Below are 17,107 nucleotides of genomic sequence, written 5' to 3' on the forward strand. Positions count from 1 at the left end.
CACCTTTGCGTATATCCATTTTCTGTGTGCTTTTCATTTTCTCCTTTGCCAGTGTGGCAAGTTCTTTATCACAACAACGTCAACTGTATTCAAAAGCCCTCGCTGCGCAAAAAGATAAAAATTGGACCCAAGCTGAGCTGCTTAGAAAAGAACTTGGCAGTGAGTACCCTCTGGCTGTGTTCCTTGAGTATAATGCCCTAAAGCAGCAATTAGCCTTTTTACCGTTAGAAAAACTCCAAACTTTTGTAGCACAGAACCAAGATTCGTATTTAGCCAATACCTTAGAGCGTCAGTACCTATCTAAGTTGGCACAGCAACAGAAATGGCGAAGCTTTTTGGCCATTCAACCCAGTGAGCCCAGAAGCTTACATCTTCGTTGCCACTACTATAATGCCCAACTCCAAGTGGGGCAGCGTGAATTAGCATGGCAAGGTGCGCAGCAGCTTTGGCTAAATGGCCGTTCATTACCCAATGCTTGTGACCCGTTGTTTGCAGGCTGGAAGCAAGCAGGAAAACTCAGCCAAGCATTGATTTTTGAACGCATGTTACTTGCTTTTGATGCCAAGCAACCCAAATTAATGGCCTATTTGCAAAAGAGTCTACAAGGCAACTATGTCAGTGAGGGTGAGCAGTTAATCGCGACTTATCATAAGCCAGAGGGATTGCTTGATTATCAGCAATATACCACAGGCAGTGTCTACCAGAGTGAAGTGATCGCGCTGGGGTTGCTTAAGCTGATCCCTAAATCGCCAACCAATGCGTTAAAAGCCTATCAGGCTTATTTATCCAAGGTTGAATTTAATGAAGCGCAACAACGTAAAGTTGAATTAAAACTCATCCAATATGTGATGTATCGTCGTTTAGATGGCAAGCTAAAGTGGGCTGATAAGCAGCTCGCTCAATGGCGTGACGCCGATGTCATCGAGCAGCGGATCCGCTATGCATTGGCTAAAGAGCAGTGGCAGACGGCCCTAAAATGGGTCGATACCTTGCCAGAGCAAGCAAAACAACATGAACGTTGGAAGTACTGGCAAGCACGTTTAAATCAGAAAGCTGGCCGAGACAAAGCCGCTAATGTCTACTTTGCTGAAGTCGCTAAAGAGCGTAGCTTTTATGGTTTTATGTCAGCACAACGTTTAGGGGTGCCTTACAGCCTAAATATTCAAAAGGTGACTTTAGATACAACCGTGATCAGCGAACAAATGCCGGCCTTAGCCCGTATTAATGAACTTTTATATCATGGCGCGGATAACTTTGCGCGTACCGAATGGGGTCACTTGATCAGTCGCCATCCAAAGCCCATCGTGGATCAGTTAGGTCAATATGCCCTTGAGCAAGGCTGGCTTCATTTTGCGATCTTAGCCAGCATTGAAACCAAGAGCTGGGACTTGGTTGAGCAGCGTTTTCCTCAAGTTGCATCGGCCACATTTAATAAATATGCTAAGGAGCGGAACCTAGATAGCAGTTATTTATTTGCGTTAGCCCGACAAGAAAGTGCGTTTCATACCCAAGCTCAATCACCTGTGGGAGCTCGCGGTTTGATGCAACTAATGCCAGCTACGGCTAAATATACCGCTAAAAAGATTGGCGTCCCTTACAATGGCGTGGCTAGCTTGTATGATCCTGAGGTGAATGTGCGTCTCGGTAGCGCATACATTAAAGGGTTATTAGATGACTATAACGGTAACCGCATTCTTGCCAGTGCAGCTTATAATGCCGGACCAAACAGGGTTAAACGTTGGCGTAACAATAGCCCAGGATTAGCGGCAGATGTTTGGGTTGAAGTGATCCCGTTTCGTGAAACTCGCGGTTATGTGCAAAGTGTGTTGGCCTACAATGTGGTTTACCAACACCAGCAAAACAAGCCATTGCAGATGCTGACTAAACAAGAGTGGAATACGCAGCTGTAAGTGGGATAGAACAAACAGCTTAGTGGGAGCTGCAGTCATGCAGCGATTAATTTAGGTTTTGCTTAACCGAAGTTTAAGTTCAATAAACAACAAAGGCGCCAATTGGCGCCTTTGTTGTTGCTGAGGTAAACGATTACCAACAATCTCCAGGCGCTTTGGTATCAGCTTGATCTAATGTCAGTGGTGTACAAAGCGTTGAGCCTGCTTTATCGCTCGCTTGGGTTGTTCCTGTTTTAGCACTTGCTTTCAAGGTGTAGTTATTTGCATCATTTGATTCAACCGTGAAATCATAGTACGAGTTACTCGCATCCAACCCCAAAGAAGCGAAATCAGCAGCATAGGTGGAGTTGGTAATACGCCAAGATTCTTGTTCTAACGCCGCTTTCATTAAATGGGCTTGAGCATCAGCACGACGCGTCTTTTTCACATGATCTTGGTAGGAGGGGTAGCCAATACCCGCTAGGATAGCAATGATAGCAATTGCTATTAACACTTCTATTAATGTGAAACCTGCCGCTTTATATATTTTTGTCATTAATTTTAATCCTTGTGTTTAACTAGGGTATTCCTATAGCTAAATAGGATATGCCGATTTTATTGTTAATAAAGTCAAATGCATAGAATGTGACAGCAGTATATGCCAATTTGGTACCTGCATCACCTATTAAGGATCTCCTTGGGTCCCCTGATTGTGGTCAAAAATTGCACGTGATAAAATTTACTGGATTAATTTTTGAAGTGTGCTACATCACAATTTATGAGGTCATGGATGATAAATAAGCCATTTAATGTAAAGGGCTTTACCTTAATGGAGCTTCTTATTGCCGTTGCAATACTAGCCATTCTATTAAGTATTGGCGTAGGTTCCTACAGCAGTTTATTCAAAAAAAATGAGCTTAGAGGGGCGACCGAGTCACTTTATTCTCTTCTGACATACGCCAAAAGCGAATCGATCAAGTCCAATAGCCAAATTGCCGTTACCTTTAAAGAGGGGACCGATGGCGCGTGGTGTGCTGGGTTAAGAACCGTATCGGGTGCAAATAATACATGTGATTGTGATGCGCTAATCACGGCTGATAACAGCTGTAAGTTAACCTCTGATGCAGGTACAGCTAAGCGTTTAGTGGTCGTTGATGGCAGTGAGTTTGGTCAGATAGATTTAACCGTCAATAGCATGACAGATAAAACAATAATTTTTGATAATGTACGAGGCATGCCGGTGCAAACAGGCCGTGTGCTAGGTAGTGTGCAGGTAGCAACTGACGAAGGTGACAAAGTCAAAGCGGAAGTGAATATCATGGGCAATGTGAAAACCTGTACCGTGTCTGGGTCGTCTGATTACGCATCTTGTACTCCATAGGTGTCCATATGATTAGCCGCCGTTGCCAAAACACTCGCTTGCAAAAGGGATTTAGTTTAGTCGAACTGATGATCTCTATGGTGCTGGGGTTATTGGTGGTGGCGATGATGATTTCACTTTATACCACGAGTGTGGTGAATAACAGTAAGATCATTAGTTTGGGCAAGCTTAATTTAGAAATGAAGAGCTTAATCGAATTAATGTCGCGCGATATTCGTCGGGCGGGATACTGGGCGGGTGCCACTTCGGCAGCATTTAGCTCAGATTTTAGCCATAATTTGTATAACAATGCATCGTCAGCCATAGCGGTTTCCCCTGATAGCACTTGTATCACATTTGCTTATGATATGGATGCAAACAACTCTGCGATTACAGCGCAAGAGTTTATTGGTTATAAACTTTATCAGGGCGGTGTCTACATTCGCTCTGGTTTTTCCCCTTGTGGGACGCAAAATAACTGGACGCGTTTAACCAACGACGCCATTTATGTAGAAAAACTCACTTTTGCGTTAACTCAGGTTAATGCAAAAGGTGAAACCGGCACCGTACCATCAGAGGGCCTAAATACAATGATGAGTACAGTGACCATTAACCTGAAAGCGGCAATCGATTCGCAACGCGACAAATATGTCGAGTTAGATAAAACCGTATTGGTGCGCAATCAAGGTTATTGAAGATTTTAACCAGTAAAGGGTTTCCGTAGAGAGACTCGGTTTTAATCAATAAATAAATACCCATAGGGCGAGTTTTGTAAGCTGTTATGCCTTATTGCTGATTTTCAACGTAGAATTACTATGTCTCAAATCAGCCGCCTAACAGCCGTCAAATTCTCGCTGAACCTGCACCTCTGGGGTAACTTGGGTATTAAGCTCATTGAGAAGTACAACGGGAGCTGTATGATCAAACCTATTTCCTCATATAAACAAGAGGGGATGGCGACCTTAATGATCACCATCTTACTCATGCTAAGTGCCACCGCATTTAGCTTTTACACCGCCAAGAACAAGCTATTTGAAATTCGTGCATCGAGTAATGATTATCGTTACAAAGAAGCCTATGCCAATGCTGAGCTTGGTTTAGATTATGCCGGAACCTGGCTGGCCTTTGGCAAAGTGGATGTAGGTGGCAAGCAGCAGCCTGCTGCCATGTCATTTTTGAACAAAACCAGTGATGAGCCACTCAGTATGAATATTGGCTCAAGCTCCCACCCTGGTACCCAGAAATTTATTAACTTCTTTGCTTCCAACCAAGTTGAAGTCGTCGTCAAGCAGAGCCCTAAGAACCCAAAACTGCTTAATGTGATCAGTACTGGCCGCTCCCGTGATGGTCAGGCACAAGCGACCGTCAGTCGTGAGTTTTATTTTTCGGGTAATGCCAATAATGGCGGTAACGGCATTCCGTTAGCGCCGATTACGACCAATACACAAACGTTAATTGAAGGAGCTGTTTCATTAGCCAGTAACCCTAAAGCCTTTTCCGATCAAGAATTAAGTTATTGGAGTAGCTTTCATGCTCTGCAATTAGCCGGTAACTGGTTCAGCTACAGTAACGATGGTTTTGCTGATTTATCTAAGTTTGAAAATACCCTTGAGGCCGGTGATGCCACCCTTGAAAATGAGTTAGGTTGGTATAGTGCCGATACCCTAGCAGGATTTCCTGATGGCAAAGGGGGGGAAGAGACCTTTGCAAATAATGATATTTCATTGGCGGATCCGCGTTTCCCTGAAAGTTTAAAATCGGAATACTTAGGCGTAGAAGAGGCTGACTTTGCTAATTTACGCAATGAAGTGGCGCAGCGTGCGGCTGAGGGCGAAGAAGGCATTATTTTTGTTGAACCCAATGAACTGGGGGTCTGTGAAGTCCCCCCTGGTGGCGAGGGCGAGAAGGTCGTGTGGATTTACGGTGATTGCCCAATCCATGTCGGTGGCATTGATGGTGCTGGCTATAACGCAGGCTTAACCACAGATGCTGTCACTTTGATCATTGATGGCAACGCGGATTTTCGCGGCGGAGCTTCAATTAATGGTTTAGTTTATGTCGTTAATAGTAATAAAGAAACGCAAAACAGTGCGGCAATTAATGCCAAATTTGGCGGCTCCATCAGTGTGAAAGGCGCCATGATAGTGGATGGGGTTAATCATGGTGTGGTGTTAACCTCTGGCTCTATTGTAGTGGACTACAGTGCAGAAGTGCTGCGATCTCTCTCGGGAGTGAGCAAGAACACAGGCAGTAGTCGTTTTGGTTGGGTGCCTGGCACCTGGCGAGATTTTAGCGAGTAAATGGACTTAGTCGTTATATCATGCAACGTAAAGCGCAAGGGTTTAGCTTAGTCGAAATTCTTATCTCCGTACTGATTATTAGTGTGGCGGTAATGGCGACGGTTAAATTACAAAAGCATTTGTTTCTTAAGAGCAGTCAAGCGGAAGCCCGCTTGGTTGCCCTTGAGCTTGCGCAAGCGAAAATGGAAGACTTTAAAGACTTTCTTACCCCAGATGATTTTGCTGCCATAGCCAGTGGCCATGAAGGCCCCCAGCACTATGGCATATATACCTACGAAGTAAAATGGGAAGTGGAGGAGCTTAAATTACTTGATGGCACCACTAACCCGAAAAAAATTGATATCTCTGTGGCTTGGCAGGGGATCAATCAGACCGCCCATGAAGTGCAGTTGAGCGGCTTTCTCAGTCCATTAAGCCAATTCTCATCCGACAATATCTTTCGCGATCTTACCGGCAACTAATTTTTCGACACTGCCTTTTCTTCCTGCTATTTAACTCGGTTATACTCAGTCAACTTTCCTGATTGCTAGGCCTGCTTATGATTGATTTTAGAAGTGATACCGTGACCCAGCCATGCGCGGCAATGCGTCAAGCCATGTTTGATGCCCCCCTGGGCGATGATGTTTATCAAGATGATCCTAGTGTGAACGCACTACAAGACTACGCCGCCGAGCTATTAGGTTTTGATGATGCCCTGTTTACGCCATCGGGAACCCAAGCTAACTTATTGGCTTTAATGGCCCATTGCGGTCGTGGCGATGAATATATATGTGGCCAGCAAGCCCATAACTATCTTTACGAAGGCGGCGGTGCAGCGGTGCTCGGCTCGGTGCAGGCACAGCCGATTGAAAACCTAAGGGATGGCAGCATGGATTTAAATAAGGTGCGAGCGGCGATCAAGGCCGATGATATCCACTTTGTTAAAACCAAGCTGATTTCTTTGGAAAATACCATCAATGGCAAGGTACTTAGCCAAGACTATATGGCGGCGATCCAAGCCCTCGCGTTTGAGCATAACCTGCGTATGCATCTTGATGGAGCGCGTGCCTTTAATGCCGCAGTGAAGCTCGATATTCCTATCTGTGAGTTAGTCCAATATTTCGACTCTGTTTCTATTTGTTTGTCAAAGGGATTAGGCGCGCCAGTTGGATCTTTGTTAATGGGCAGCCAAGACTTTATTGCTCGAGCCAGACGCTGGCGTAAAACCTGCGGTGGAGGTATGCGCCAAGCGGGTATGTTGGCAGCAGCTGGCTTGTATGCATTGCAGCATAATGTGGCTCGCTTAGCCGACGATCATGACAATGCTTTGTATCTGGCTAAGCAACTGGCAGCGATCACTGAGCTAGACGTCAAGCCTGAATTAGTGCAAACCAACATGGTATTTGTTAAATCAGAAGTGGTGAATTTTAATGAGCTGGCAGCGGCGCTGCAAAACCAAGGGATATTCATCTCAGGTGGCCAAGTGCTGCGTTTAGTCACGCATTTAGATGTCAACAAGGACAAGATAGATAAACTGGTGGCGGCGATTAAACGCTATATTCGAGGCTAATAATCTAATTGTTGCAACAAGGTAAACAGATCGGGTTGCCAGTGATGCTTGGCTTGTATTTTGCTGCCATTAAACTCAACCTGCTCAGCTAACAGCGCTTGTTTTTGCTCAATATACATGGGGCTAGAAGCGGGGAAGGCGATTTTGAGTTGGCTAGCTATCACTCTATGCCAAGGTAAATTAAGGCGCTCTGGGGCCAGTTTTAACGCTTTACTGACAAGGCGAGCATGCCTTGGCAAGCCGGCTAAATCGGCAACTTGGCCATAGCTCGCTACCTGCCCGCTTGGGATCAAGGCCACCACTTGATAGATGCGCTGAAATTTTTGCTGTGTGGTTTGACTCACTGATCGGTTACCAAGTTTTTTAACCATATTTTGCGGTGTACGCGAAACAATACCATCACCGCCTTGACGATTTCTTCACTCAAGGAGCACAAGTAAACCAGGTATAACGGCCAGCCCCAAACGGTCGCTGCGATAAAGGCAAGGGGGATACCAATACACCACATACAAAATAGGTCAATGAATATACTGTAGTTAACATCGCCACCGCTGCGCAGTACCCCCATGATACCCACCATATTAAGTACCTTGATACTCAATGCCAGCGCCATGATCATCAACACGCGGATTGCACTGTCTAGGGTGTCACCTTCAAAGCCACTGAAAATATTCGCAATCTGATCTTTAAATAGCAAGATGATTAAGGTCATCAGGATGGCTAATATGGGGCTAAAGATCATAAACACCCAAGACTGCTGCCAAGCTTGGTCGTATTTATCAGCGCCTAGCTCGTGGCCAAGCATGGTTGAGCACGCCACTGCAAAGCCAACAAACAAGGCAAATATACTGCCTTCAACCGAGGCCAGCATGCTCATCACCGCCAACTCATCAACGCCAATACGGGCAAAAATAAAGCTGTAAACCAGCACGCCAAAGGCCCAAAAGCCATCGTGGATCAGTAATGGCACCGCAATCAAGGCAAAGCGTTTCACCTCTTTGATTTTGAGTGCTTGAAGCACATCCTGTTTTGTAAACACGACCAGGCGGCGCTTATACAGCACATAAACAATCAACAGCAGCGTTTGAAATAATCGAGACAATGTCGTCCCCCAAGCACTACCTGCCACGCCCATGGGCTCAAAGCCTAAGTGGCCGAAAATCAGTACCCAGTTTAGAAACACATTCACTATGATAGCGAGAATACCAATGTTGGTGGGGGTTTTGGCGTCACCGACAGCACGCAATGCGGCTTCAATGGGCACCACGATGGCGGTGAGTAAGATGGTGGCGCCAGTGATGTTTAAATACACTGAACCTAGCTCAACTAGAGCGGCGGCATCACTGGCAAAGGCAATGACTTGCTCGGGGGCTAAGGTATAAAAGAGTGCAAAAGGGAATGAAATGCTAAAGGCACATATCAGGGCTAATACTAAACAGCGGCGAACCCCTGATACTTCCCCTTTACCATAATATTGTGCGGCGAGCACGCTGACTCCGCCGGATAAACCAAAAATGATCAGTAGGTTGAAAAAAAAGACTCGGTTTCCCAGTCCAACCGCAGCCACTTCGGCTTCGCCCAGCTGACCGACCATTAAGATGTCGACCAAGCCAAGCAGGGAAAACAAGAACGACTGTAACGAGATGGGCAAAGCCAGATGCCATAACTTCTGTAGGAAGTCCGGATTGGTTGCCGTTGCTATCTTCGCCTTCATCTTGTTTCCTCATGGTTCAACGGGAAACCGAAAAGATTCGATCAGGTGTTGATTTATAAGACCTAAACATCATAGCCGCTTTTGCTAAATGTTAGCATAGTGTAAACTCGCATCATGTTGTTCTAAACTATCATTTGGTGATTTAATGGAACTTTGGCAAGATTGTTGTGAGGCCGCAGATGCCTGCCAAGAGGTGTTTTTTGGCCCAGAAGAAGCTATATACCTACAAGATCAAGGGATTATATTGTGTGGCACCAGTTTAGCACGAGAGCATTTTCTGGTGCGTCGTACTCGGCCAAATTTCCATGTGTTGTTGTATAGCATCAAAGGCCAAGGCAAGATGCTTACCCCAAACGCTGAGATGGTGATCGAAGCCGATACCTTAACCTTGTTACCTGCAGGCAGCGTCAATGGCTTTCAATTAGATTCTGATGAGTGGCAAGTAGCGTGGTTGATTTTGGAAAACAACGAGCAATGGCAAGGCTTGGCAAATGGTGAGCCTAAAGTGAGTTATTGCGAACATGCTCAAGGGATATTTCATGCCATGAATATGTACTTTTCTGAGGCCAAGTTAAGCGGTGATCAATCGGGGCTCGCGGTCAATTGCCTCGATATGTTAATGCAACTGACCCACAAATCCTTATTCAAACAAGGCCAGCAAAGTGGTATTGAAATTAAGTTGCGCCATTTATTTAATCAAGTTGAACAGCAATTGCATCGACCTTGGAGTGTGGCCGAGTTGGCTGAGCAATTACATTATTCTGAGCCGCACTTTTTCCGCTTATGTTTGCAATATCTGGGCATGAGCCCCAAGCAATATTTATTGCAATTAAAAATGGCGCGGGCCAAGCACTTGTTGGTCACGCAACGTTGGGCGGTCGGACAGGTCGCGTTAGCCCTTGGCTATTCCGATGTGGCCAACTTCTCCAATCGCTTTAAAAAACATTTTGGCGAGTCCCCCAGCCAAATGCGTTTAAGCCGTCAAGTTTAGTCACTCACAAAACCATAAGACACAAAAAAGGCCAGCGAGGCTGGCCTATTTAGCTGCTTTAATCTTACCGATTATAGCGCGTGCAGTATGTTGTCTACCGATGCTTTTGCATCGCCAAATAGCATATCTGTGTTCTCTTTAAAGAACAGTGGATTTTGTACGCCCGCATAGCCAGATGCCATTGAACGCTTAAACACGATAACATTCTTCGCTTCCCACACTTCAAGCACCGGCATACCCGCAATCGGTGAGCCTGGCTCTTTTGCTGCTGGGTTAACGGTATCGTTAGCGCCGATAACAAGTACTGTATCTGTGTCAGCAAAGTCATCGTTGATCTCGTCCATTTCGAGTACGATATCGTAAGGCACTTTGGCTTCTGCTAGTAGTACGTTCATGTGACCCGGTAATCGACCCGCTACAGGGTGAATACCAAAGCGTACATTGATGCCTTTGTCGCGTAGTTTACGCGTAATATCGGCAACCGGATACTGAGCTTGAGCTACCGCCATGCCGTAACCTGGAACGATGATCACGCTGCGGCTGTTACGTAGCATTTCGGCAACTTCTTCGGCTTGAACTTCGGTGTGCTCGCCTTGTTCACCATCACTGGCAACCGTGCCGCCTTCTGCGCCAAAGCCACCTAAGATAACGCTGATGAACGAGCGGTTCATCGCTTTACACATGATGTAAGATAAGATGGCACCGCTCGAGCCCACTAATGCACCTGTGATGATAAGTAGGTCGTTTGATAGCATGAAACCGGTCGCAGCAGCGGCCCAACCCGAGTAAGAGTTAAGCATAGATACCACCACTGGCATATCAGCGCCACCGATGGAAGCCACTAGGTGAACACCGAAGGCAAAAGCGATGAGCGTCATTAGCAGTAGTGCAAACATGCTGCCGTTTTCAGCGTTTACGAACAATAGCAGTAATAAGGTAGAGCTACCTAATGCCGCTACGTTCAGCCAGTTCTTCGCCGGTAGGTTTAATGGCGCACTTTTAAATTTACCGCTTAACTTACCGTAAGCAACAATCGAACCGGTAAAGGTGACGGCACCGATAAAGATACCTAAAAATACCTCTACTAAGTGGATCATGTGCTCGGCGTGAGCATCTGGGCCTGGTACGACTTCAGGTGGCACGATAAACGAGTTGAAACCAATTAATACCGCGGCTAAACCAACGAATGAGTGCAAAATTGCAATCAATTCTGGCATTTCAGTCATTTCAACTTTTTTCGCCTTGTGCACACCAATAGCAGCACCGATTAACATGGCAAGGATGATCCAACCTAGACCTGATACACCATCGCTAAATACGGTGGCGAAAATCGCAATCGCCATACCGATAATGCCGTAGATGTTACCGCGTTTAGCCGTTTCTTGCTTGCTTAAGCCATTAAGGCTAAGAATAAATAGGATAGCGGCTATGATATAAGCGGCTGTCATAATTCCTGCTGACATTGAATATCCCCTTAGTCTTTAGTAAACATTTTCAGCATGCGCTGAGTTACAGTAAAGCCGCCCACTATATTGATAGTGGCTATCAGCACGCCGATAAAGGCCAAGAAGCTAGCAAAGCCGTTTTCACTGCCTACTTGCAGTAGGGCACCGATCACGATAATGCCAGAGATAGCATTGGTTACACTCATTAGCGGAGTGTGCAGAGAGTGACTTACATTCCATACCACACCGTAACCCACCACACAGGCTAGAACAAAGACGGTGAAGTGAGAAAGGAAGCTACTTGGTACGCTGTCGGCTACCCAGAAAAAGGCCAGCGCGCCTAAGCCTGCGATAACCGGTTTTAACCAAGGGTTGGTTGGTTTTTCTTCAACCACTGGGGCTGGCTCAGCTGCTGCTTGTGGCGCAGGCGCCGCGCTGACTTTAATCGCTGGTGGTGGCCAGCTAATTTCGCCTTCTTTAACTACTGTGGTACCGCGGATAACTTCATCTTCAAAGTCGATGTTGATGTTACCGTCTTTTTCTTTACACAGTAACTTCATCAAGTTAACTAGGTTAGTACCGTACAACTGGCTTGATTGCGTCGGTAGTCGGCCGGGTAAATCACTGTAACCGACGATTTTCACGCCATTTACTTCAATAATTTTACCGTGTTCGGTGAAAGCACAGTTACCACCGGTTTGCGCGGCTAAGTCCACAATCACACTACCGGTTTTCATTGACTTAACCATGTCTTCGGTAATGATCAGCGGCGCAGGGCGACCCGGGATCAAGGCCGTGGTAATGATGATGTCCACGTCTTTGGCCTGCTCGGCAATCATTTCGGCTTGCGCTTTTAGGTAGCCTTCACTCATTACTTTGGCGTAACCGTCTGTACTTGAGCCGTCTTCTTCGTAATCAGGCATCAAGAACTCTGCGCCCATCGATTCGATTTGCTCGGCAACTTCTGGGCGGGTATCGGTTGCGCGCACAATCGCGCCTAAGCTACCCGCTGCGCCGATGGCGGCAAGACCTGCTACACCGGCACCTACTACTAATACTTTAGCGGGGGGCACCTTACCTGCAGCAGTAATTTGACCGGTAAAGAAGCGGCCAAATTGGTTAGCGGCTTCAATCACAGCACGGTAACCGGCAATGTTAGCCATTGAGCTTAATGCGTCGAGCGCTTGAGCGCGTGAAATACGCGGCACGGCGTCCATCGCCAGCACGTTAATGTTCTTGCTGCTTAATTTCGCCATTAACTCTTCGTTTTGTGCAGGCCAAATAAAGCTGATTAAGGTCGCTCCTTCTTTGATCAAATCGATTTCTTCAAAGGTTGGTGCGTTCACCTTAAAAATAATGTCTGACTGCCAGATGGTGTTGGCATCGGTTGCCAGTGTTGCACCCGCGTCAACATAGTCTTGATCATTAAAGCTGGCTTTTTCACCAGCGCTGGCTTCAATAGAAACTGAAAATCCGAGTTTTAATAGTTGCTCAACGGTTTTGGGCGTCGCGGCAACACGAGTTTCATTTTCTAACAGCTCTTTTGGTACACCTATCTGCATAGTTATTCCCTGAGTTATTAAGTTTTGTGCACATTTTACTGATAACAAATCAGCAAGGCTGGATCTGGATCATGATTCAGTGGCTTAGCTTAGTTTTCAATAAAGGTGTTATTTTACAACATTTACCCGTCATCCTAGAGAAAATAGCCGTTTCAATCTACTAGTTAAGGGAAAAAAGAGCTATTTTCTTTGGATAATTACGTCATTTTTTATAACCTATCGTTCTAAAGCCAAAATTCAATTGGTTATTTGGGTATAAAAAAGTCATAAACTGAGTGTTAACTCTGTGAGCGTGAGGGGTGGCCTTGAGTCATAAATGAATAGTTAGTTAACTAACTATTGGTTGGACTCTGCCACATTAAGCTTGGACATGGTGCGATTAGCAGGTACGCATCGAGCAACAAAAATGATCAGAATCAGGACCGGCGCGCCTAACAGAGCTGATACGGTAAAGAAGTTGACGTAATCAAAATGATCGACATACATTCCCGAAAAGCCTGCAATAAATTTGGGCAGTAAGATCATCATTGAACTGAACACGGCATACTGAGTCGCAGAAAAAGCCTTGTTGGTAAGGCTTGATAAGTAAGTAATAAAGGCTGACGTCGCAATGCCGGCACTGAGGTTGTCTAGGGATATCACGGCGATAAGAAGGTGAAAATTGGTGATTTCAATCAACCCTTGATAGCCAAACATGTTTATTTCGCTTTGTAATAGACTGGGTTGGTCTTGTGTCATCGCGAGCAAAGCAAAGGTAAGGTTGGTGGCTGCGGCTAGCAGTGCGCCCACAAACAGTATTTTCATGGTGCCAAAGCGATGGATCAAGATGCCGCCAATACCAGCGCCGACTAAGGTCATGATCACACCAAACACTTTCGTGACGGCGGCAATTTGCTCCTTGGTGAAGTTCATATCGACATAGAAAGGGTTTGCCATGATCCCCATGACAATATCTGAAATCCGGTAGGTGGCGATCAGCGCTAAAATCAACAAGGCTTGCCAACGATAACGCAGGAAAAAGTCCATAAACGGGTTGGCGATGGCCACTTTCAGCCAGGCTAAGAGGTGGGCAAGGATGGCTGGAAGGCCTCCGGCTCTTAGCTCTTGTTTAATCTTATCTTGTTCTGCATCGGCTTCTTTGAAGTCAATAGTTGGCTCATGACAAAACAAGCAAGTGATCACGCCAACCAGCATAAAGCTCATCATCACGAGGTAGGACTGTGACCAAGCTTCACGTTGGTAGGCTAACGAGTGGTCGGCAAATAAGGCTGCCAAAGCTAATGCCCCTGCACCGGCTGCAATCATGGCGAGACGATAGCCCGCTTGATAGGAGGCCGACATCGCGGCTTGATATTGCTCCGGAGCTGACTCAATACGATAAGCATCTATCACGATGTCTTGGGTTGCTGAAGCAAAGGCGACTAAGACCGCAAAGGCAATAAATAACCCTAGGTTTTCGAGTGGATCGGTAGCCGCGATACCTGCGATGGCGGCCATGATTGTTAATTGTGACAGGATCAACCAACTGCGACGGCGACCCATTAGGTTTGATAACCAAGGGATAGGCATGCGGTCAACCAAAGGTGACCAGACCCATTTAAAGCCGTAGGCAAGGCCCGCCCAACTGGCAAAGGCAATAGTGGTTCTGTCTATGCCTGCTTCACGTAGCCAGAAGGATAAGGTACCAAAGACTAACAGGATCGGTAACCCAGCCGAAAAGCCTAACAGAAATAAGATCGCGACGCGCTTTTCTGTGTATACATTGAGGGCTTGCCACCATGTGGGTTTGGTTACGGCATTGGGTTTTGTCAATGGTTTGGCCTCTAGTCGGAAAGTGCCCATGCATTTTGCGAGGCTGACGCCATAAAATCAAGGGGATGGGTATACAATGAGCCCCATGATGATGGGGCCCAAATCAGTTTGCCTTAATCTTTTTCAATTAAGCGAATGGATTTGATGACCACTTGGCTTTGTGGCACGTCGCGGGCACCTGGCATTGCGCTCGTTGTGCCAGTTTTTACAGAAGCAATCGCATCGACTACATCCATGCCAGTGGTTACTTTACCAAATACGGCATAGCCGGCACCGTATGCACCTTGGTCAAGGTTTGGGTTATTTCTGTGGTTGATGAAAAATTGGCGAGTGGCAGAGTTTGGATTATTGGTACGTGCCATTGCGATAGTGCCACGGCTATTAGACAGGCCATTGTCGGCTTCATTTTTGATTGGTGCATTCGTGGCCAGGCGCTGGTAGTCGGTTTTAAAACCGCCCCCTTGGATCATAAATTCAGGGATGACGCGGTGGAAAATGCTGTCTTTAAAACCATCTTGTTGAATATAAGTCAAAAAATTAGCCACCGTGGTAGGTGCTTTGTCTTGGTATAACTCAAGTTTGATATCACCCTTGTTGGTGCTAATGAGGATTTCTGGGTTAGCGGCATGGGCTTGACTTGTGGTGAGAGCAAGCATAAATAAACTAAAAGCGGCTAGATAGTGACGAAACATGGTTTATCGGTCCTTCTATTTGATTTCTTGTTGAACTTGTTTATCAACCAACATTTGATTTAAAACGTTGGCAAGCAGTTTATCAAGCGCAGCTTCTAAATCGGCTGAACTTGGGCTAAATGAGCCTTCACTGGATGTAATGTTTTTATATTGTTTGGTGACTTTACGCGCCGGCGTGGTCACTACCAAGCGTAACTCTACGGTATTTTTCGCTGTGTGTTTAGTGCGGTATTGTGTTACTTCCGTGACCAATTGGATCACTTCTAGGTGAACTTTAGTCGTGGCTAGGCTGGTGATGCTGACGCCTTGTTGGGTTAATGCTTGCCCGAGTTTATCGGCCAACACGTCGTTGATTGGAGCGTCATTGTTGATAAGCTGAGTTGGCTTACTCTTTTCGGTAATGCTAACGATATGCTTATTTGTACGTAAATCCGCTGAGGTTAATGCGACGCTGGGCGTATTGGGGTATTGCGCGTCTGATACTGTCAAATCAGGGGAGAGATGAAGGTAAATGGGCTGAGTTGAAGAACAACCGCTAAGTAAAAGTAGTGAAAAAAGCGCTGCAACTAGGTATTTCATATTAGCCTTAAATCTGAGATGCGTTGGCGCTGATAATAGCGTATTTAAGGGTAAAATCTATACCGGGAAATCGATTTATTTATGGATTTATTTAGTCAACAAGAGGGTTTAGCGCGAATTGAACTGACCGATGGTGAGCTTCTAGTACAACCGCATTTTTATTGTGCTAGTCGATGCAGGGCGCTCTTTACATCACTTGAGCAACTGAATTGGCAGCAGCAAGCGATTCAAATGTTTGGTAAGTCTGTGATGCAACCCAGGCTGCAATTTTGGTGCGGCGATAAGCCCTACACCTATTCTGGCCTAACCTTACCCGCCACTCCTTGGCCGCGTATTTTGCTGGCTATCAAGTCGGAAATTGAGCAAGTCAGTGGCTATCAATTTAACAGTGTATTGGGCAACTTGTATCGCGATGGGCAAGATTATATGGGCTGGCACAGTGATGATGAGCCAGAGCTGGGCAGTTGTCCTGTTATCGCTTCATTGAGTTTGGGGCAAACAAGGCGGTTTTTAATGCGCCATAAACAAACGGGAGAGAAGCATGAGTTTGCATTGGGCGATGGCTGTTTGCTGATCATGGCTGGCGCGACCCAACATCACTGGTTGCATCAGATTGCGAAAACCCAGCGTCAATGTGAGCCCCGGATTAATCTCACTTTTCGGTATATACCCAATCAACCTGGAGATGCTTGATTTCAGCAAGCGTTTACAGGCGTTTAGGCAAGGCATTGATTGCAGGTAATGGTTGTTCCCTTATCAAAATCAATAACGCGCCATAAACGCCTGTAAAACTTGCCCTTTGGGAGCGCCTCCGTGCTTCCACTACCTCCGTGCTTCCACTACGTTGTTACGCTAATTTAGAAGGTGCCTAAATTCCTGCATTAGCGTGCCTAGGGCCTGTTGATCTTTGATGGTTGATTTTTGTTCGAGTGGGAGACACCCTGTCTAAAAGCGTTTTGGGCAAGGCGAGCAGTGTGAAGCTTAGCATTCTAAGTAAATACTGCTCAACGACGAACAGAATGCTTACGCCCGAAGGGCTTTAGCCGAATCCGTAGGACAGCGTTTGTTGGTCATTTCTACTGCGTTAGCGCCTTTTCGCGTAGATGACTATGCCACAAAGCCGCTGCCCACAACGATTGTTTGGTATTAATACCCTACAAATCGCTGCAAAAACCAGCACGAAAGATCAACAGGCCCTAGTACTGAAAGCACGG

At 46.1% G+C, this 17,107-nt stretch carries 16 protein-coding genes; 8 read left to right on the forward strand and 8 right to left on the reverse strand.

Annotation, left to right across the window (positions count from 1 at the left end):
- Nucleotides 1-5 precede the first annotated feature (5 nt).
- Nucleotides 6-1,910, forward strand: coding sequence for a transglycosylase SLT domain-containing protein (locus K6Y21_RS00285; RefSeq protein WP_233069602.1), 1,905 nt, complete (start codon nt 6-8; stop codon nt 1,908-1,910).
- 133 nt (nt 1,911-2,043) lie between these two features.
- On the opposite strand, the gene K6Y21_RS21235 is transcribed toward K6Y21_RS00285, so the two are convergent.
- On the reverse strand, nt 2,044-2,445 hold the full coding sequence (locus K6Y21_RS21235; RefSeq protein WP_285229705.1) for a type IV pilin protein: 402 nt from the start codon (nt 2,443-2,445) through the stop codon (nt 2,044-2,046).
- A gap of 234 nt (nt 2,446-2,679) precedes the next feature.
- On the opposite strand from K6Y21_RS21235, the gene K6Y21_RS00300 reads away from it, so the two are divergent.
- The 5 genes from K6Y21_RS00300 to ltaE all read left to right on the forward strand — a co-directional run bounded on the left by K6Y21_RS00300 (nt 2,680) and on the right by ltaE (nt 7,098).
- Nucleotides 2,680-3,270: a GspH/FimT family pseudopilin gene (locus K6Y21_RS00300; RefSeq protein ID WP_233069603.1), complete on the forward strand. Its 591-nt coding sequence runs from the start codon at nt 2,680-2,682 to the stop codon at nt 3,268-3,270.
- 8 nt (nt 3,271-3,278) lie between these two features.
- Nucleotides 3,279-3,944 (forward strand): PilW family protein, encoded by a 666-nt coding sequence (locus K6Y21_RS00305; RefSeq protein WP_233069604.1) that lies wholly within the window; start codon nt 3,279-3,281, stop codon nt 3,942-3,944.
- A gap of 222 nt (nt 3,945-4,166) precedes the next feature.
- A complete protein-coding gene (locus K6Y21_RS00310; RefSeq protein ID WP_233069605.1) occupies nt 4,167-5,549 on the forward strand; it encodes a hypothetical protein in 1,383 nt (460 codons plus the stop codon).
- Nucleotides 5,550-5,569: 20 nt separating this feature from the next.
- Nucleotides 5,570-6,010 (forward strand): type IV pilus modification PilV family protein, encoded by a 441-nt coding sequence (locus K6Y21_RS00315; protein ID WP_233069606.1) that lies wholly within the window; start codon nt 5,570-5,572, stop codon nt 6,008-6,010.
- A 77-nt stretch (nt 6,011-6,087) separates the two neighbouring features.
- On the forward strand, nt 6,088-7,098 hold the full coding sequence (gene ltaE, locus K6Y21_RS00320; RefSeq protein WP_233069607.1) for a low-specificity L-threonine aldolase: 1,011 nt from the start codon (nt 6,088-6,090) through the stop codon (nt 7,096-7,098).
- On the opposite strand, the gene K6Y21_RS00325 is transcribed toward ltaE, so the two are convergent.
- The gene (locus K6Y21_RS00325) at nt 7,095-7,442 is read right to left on the reverse strand and encodes an MGMT family protein (RefSeq protein ID WP_233069608.1); all 348 of its coding nucleotides are present in this window, start codon (nt 7,440-7,442) and stop codon (nt 7,095-7,097) included. The genes ltaE and K6Y21_RS00325 overlap by 4 nt on opposite strands.
- Nucleotides 7,439-8,812 carry an MATE family efflux transporter gene (locus tag K6Y21_RS00330; RefSeq protein WP_233069609.1) on the reverse strand — a complete coding sequence of 458 codons (1,374 nt, stop codon included), beginning with the start codon at nt 8,810-8,812 and terminating at the stop codon, nt 7,439-7,441. The genes K6Y21_RS00325 and K6Y21_RS00330 overlap by 4 nt, the downstream gene beginning before the upstream one ends.
- A gap of 145 nt (nt 8,813-8,957) precedes the next feature.
- On the opposite strand from K6Y21_RS00330, the gene K6Y21_RS00335 reads away from it, so the two are divergent.
- Entirely contained in the window at nt 8,958-9,803 is an 846-nt protein-coding gene (locus tag K6Y21_RS00335) for an AraC family transcriptional regulator (RefSeq protein WP_233069610.1), read from the forward strand.
- A gap of 71 nt (nt 9,804-9,874) precedes the next feature.
- Here K6Y21_RS00335 and pntB read toward each other — a convergent pair whose 3' ends face one another.
- The 5 genes from pntB to K6Y21_RS00360 all read right to left on the reverse strand — a co-directional run bounded on the left by pntB (nt 9,875) and on the right by K6Y21_RS00360 (nt 15,893).
- Nucleotides 9,875-11,266 carry a Re/Si-specific NAD(P)(+) transhydrogenase subunit beta gene (pntB, locus tag K6Y21_RS00340; RefSeq protein WP_233069611.1) on the reverse strand — a complete coding sequence of 464 codons (1,392 nt, stop codon included), beginning with the start codon at nt 11,264-11,266 and terminating at the stop codon, nt 9,875-9,877.
- 11 nt (nt 11,267-11,277) lie between these two features.
- The gene (locus tag K6Y21_RS00345) at nt 11,278-12,810 is read right to left on the reverse strand and encodes a Re/Si-specific NAD(P)(+) transhydrogenase subunit alpha (protein ID WP_233069612.1); all 1,533 of its coding nucleotides are present in this window, start codon (nt 12,808-12,810) and stop codon (nt 11,278-11,280) included.
- A 336-nt stretch (nt 12,811-13,146) separates the two neighbouring features.
- On the reverse strand, nt 13,147-14,622 hold the full coding sequence (locus K6Y21_RS00350) for an AmpG family muropeptide MFS transporter (protein WP_233069613.1): 1,476 nt from the start codon (nt 14,620-14,622) through the stop codon (nt 13,147-13,149).
- Between the two features lie 113 nt (nt 14,623-14,735).
- Nucleotides 14,736-15,314, reverse strand: coding sequence for a peptidylprolyl isomerase (locus K6Y21_RS00355; protein WP_233069614.1), 579 nt, complete (start codon nt 15,312-15,314; stop codon nt 14,736-14,738).
- A 15-nt stretch (nt 15,315-15,329) separates the two neighbouring features.
- Nucleotides 15,330-15,893, reverse strand: a complete 564-nt coding sequence (locus K6Y21_RS00360; RefSeq protein ID WP_233069615.1) for a YajG family lipoprotein — start codon at nt 15,891-15,893, stop codon at nt 15,330-15,332.
- An 81-nt stretch (nt 15,894-15,974) separates the two neighbouring features.
- On the opposite strand from K6Y21_RS00360, the gene K6Y21_RS00365 reads away from it, so the two are divergent.
- On the forward strand, nt 15,975-16,586 hold the full coding sequence (locus K6Y21_RS00365) for an alpha-ketoglutarate-dependent dioxygenase AlkB family protein (RefSeq protein WP_233069616.1): 612 nt from the start codon (nt 15,975-15,977) through the stop codon (nt 16,584-16,586).
- The last annotated feature ends 521 nt before the right edge of the window (nt 16,587-17,107 follow it).

The sequence above is a fragment of the Motilimonas eburnea genome (genome assembly GCF_021295345.1).
Classification (GTDB): Bacteria; Pseudomonadota; Gammaproteobacteria; order Enterobacterales; family CBDFNC01; genus Motilimonas; species Motilimonas eburnea.

Bases quoted from the DNA above. Each gene is read 5' to 3' on its own strand.
- K6Y21_RS00355 (WP_233069614.1), bottom strand. From the start codon at position 15,314: ATGTTTCGTCACTATCTAGCCGCTTTTAGTTTATTTATGCTTGCTCTC.
- K6Y21_RS00315 (WP_233069606.1), top strand. From the start codon at position 5,570: ATGCAACGTAAAGCGCAAGGGTTTAGCTTAGTCGAAATTCTTATCTCC.
- K6Y21_RS00310 (WP_233069605.1), top strand. From the start codon at position 4,167: ATGATCAAACCTATTTCCTCATATAAACAAGAGGGGATGGCGACCTTA.
- K6Y21_RS00360 (WP_233069615.1), bottom strand. From the start codon at position 15,893: ATGAAATACCTAGTTGCAGCGCTTTTTTCACTACTTTTACTTAGCGGT.
- K6Y21_RS00365 (WP_233069616.1), top strand. From the start codon at position 15,975: ATGGATTTATTTAGTCAACAAGAGGGTTTAGCGCGAATTGAACTGACC.
- K6Y21_RS00330 (WP_233069609.1), bottom strand. From the start codon at position 8,812: ATGAAGGCGAAGATAGCAACGGCAACCAATCCGGACTTCCTACAGAAG.
- K6Y21_RS00335 (WP_233069610.1), top strand. From the start codon at position 8,958: ATGGAACTTTGGCAAGATTGTTGTGAGGCCGCAGATGCCTGCCAAGAG.
- K6Y21_RS21235 (WP_285229705.1), bottom strand. From the start codon at position 2,445: ATGACAAAAATATATAAAGCGGCAGGTTTCACATTAATAGAAGTGTTA.
- K6Y21_RS00300 (WP_233069603.1), top strand. From the start codon at position 2,680: ATGATAAATAAGCCATTTAATGTAAAGGGCTTTACCTTAATGGAGCTT.
- K6Y21_RS00345 (WP_233069612.1), bottom strand. From the start codon at position 12,810: ATGCAGATAGGTGTACCAAAAGAGCTGTTAGAAAATGAAACTCGTGTT.
- K6Y21_RS00305 (WP_233069604.1), top strand. From the start codon at position 3,279: ATGATTAGCCGCCGTTGCCAAAACACTCGCTTGCAAAAGGGATTTAGT.
- pntB (WP_233069611.1), bottom strand. From the start codon at position 11,266: ATGTCAGCAGGAATTATGACAGCCGCTTATATCATAGCCGCTATCCTA.
- ltaE (WP_233069607.1), top strand. From the start codon at position 6,088: ATGATTGATTTTAGAAGTGATACCGTGACCCAGCCATGCGCGGCAATG.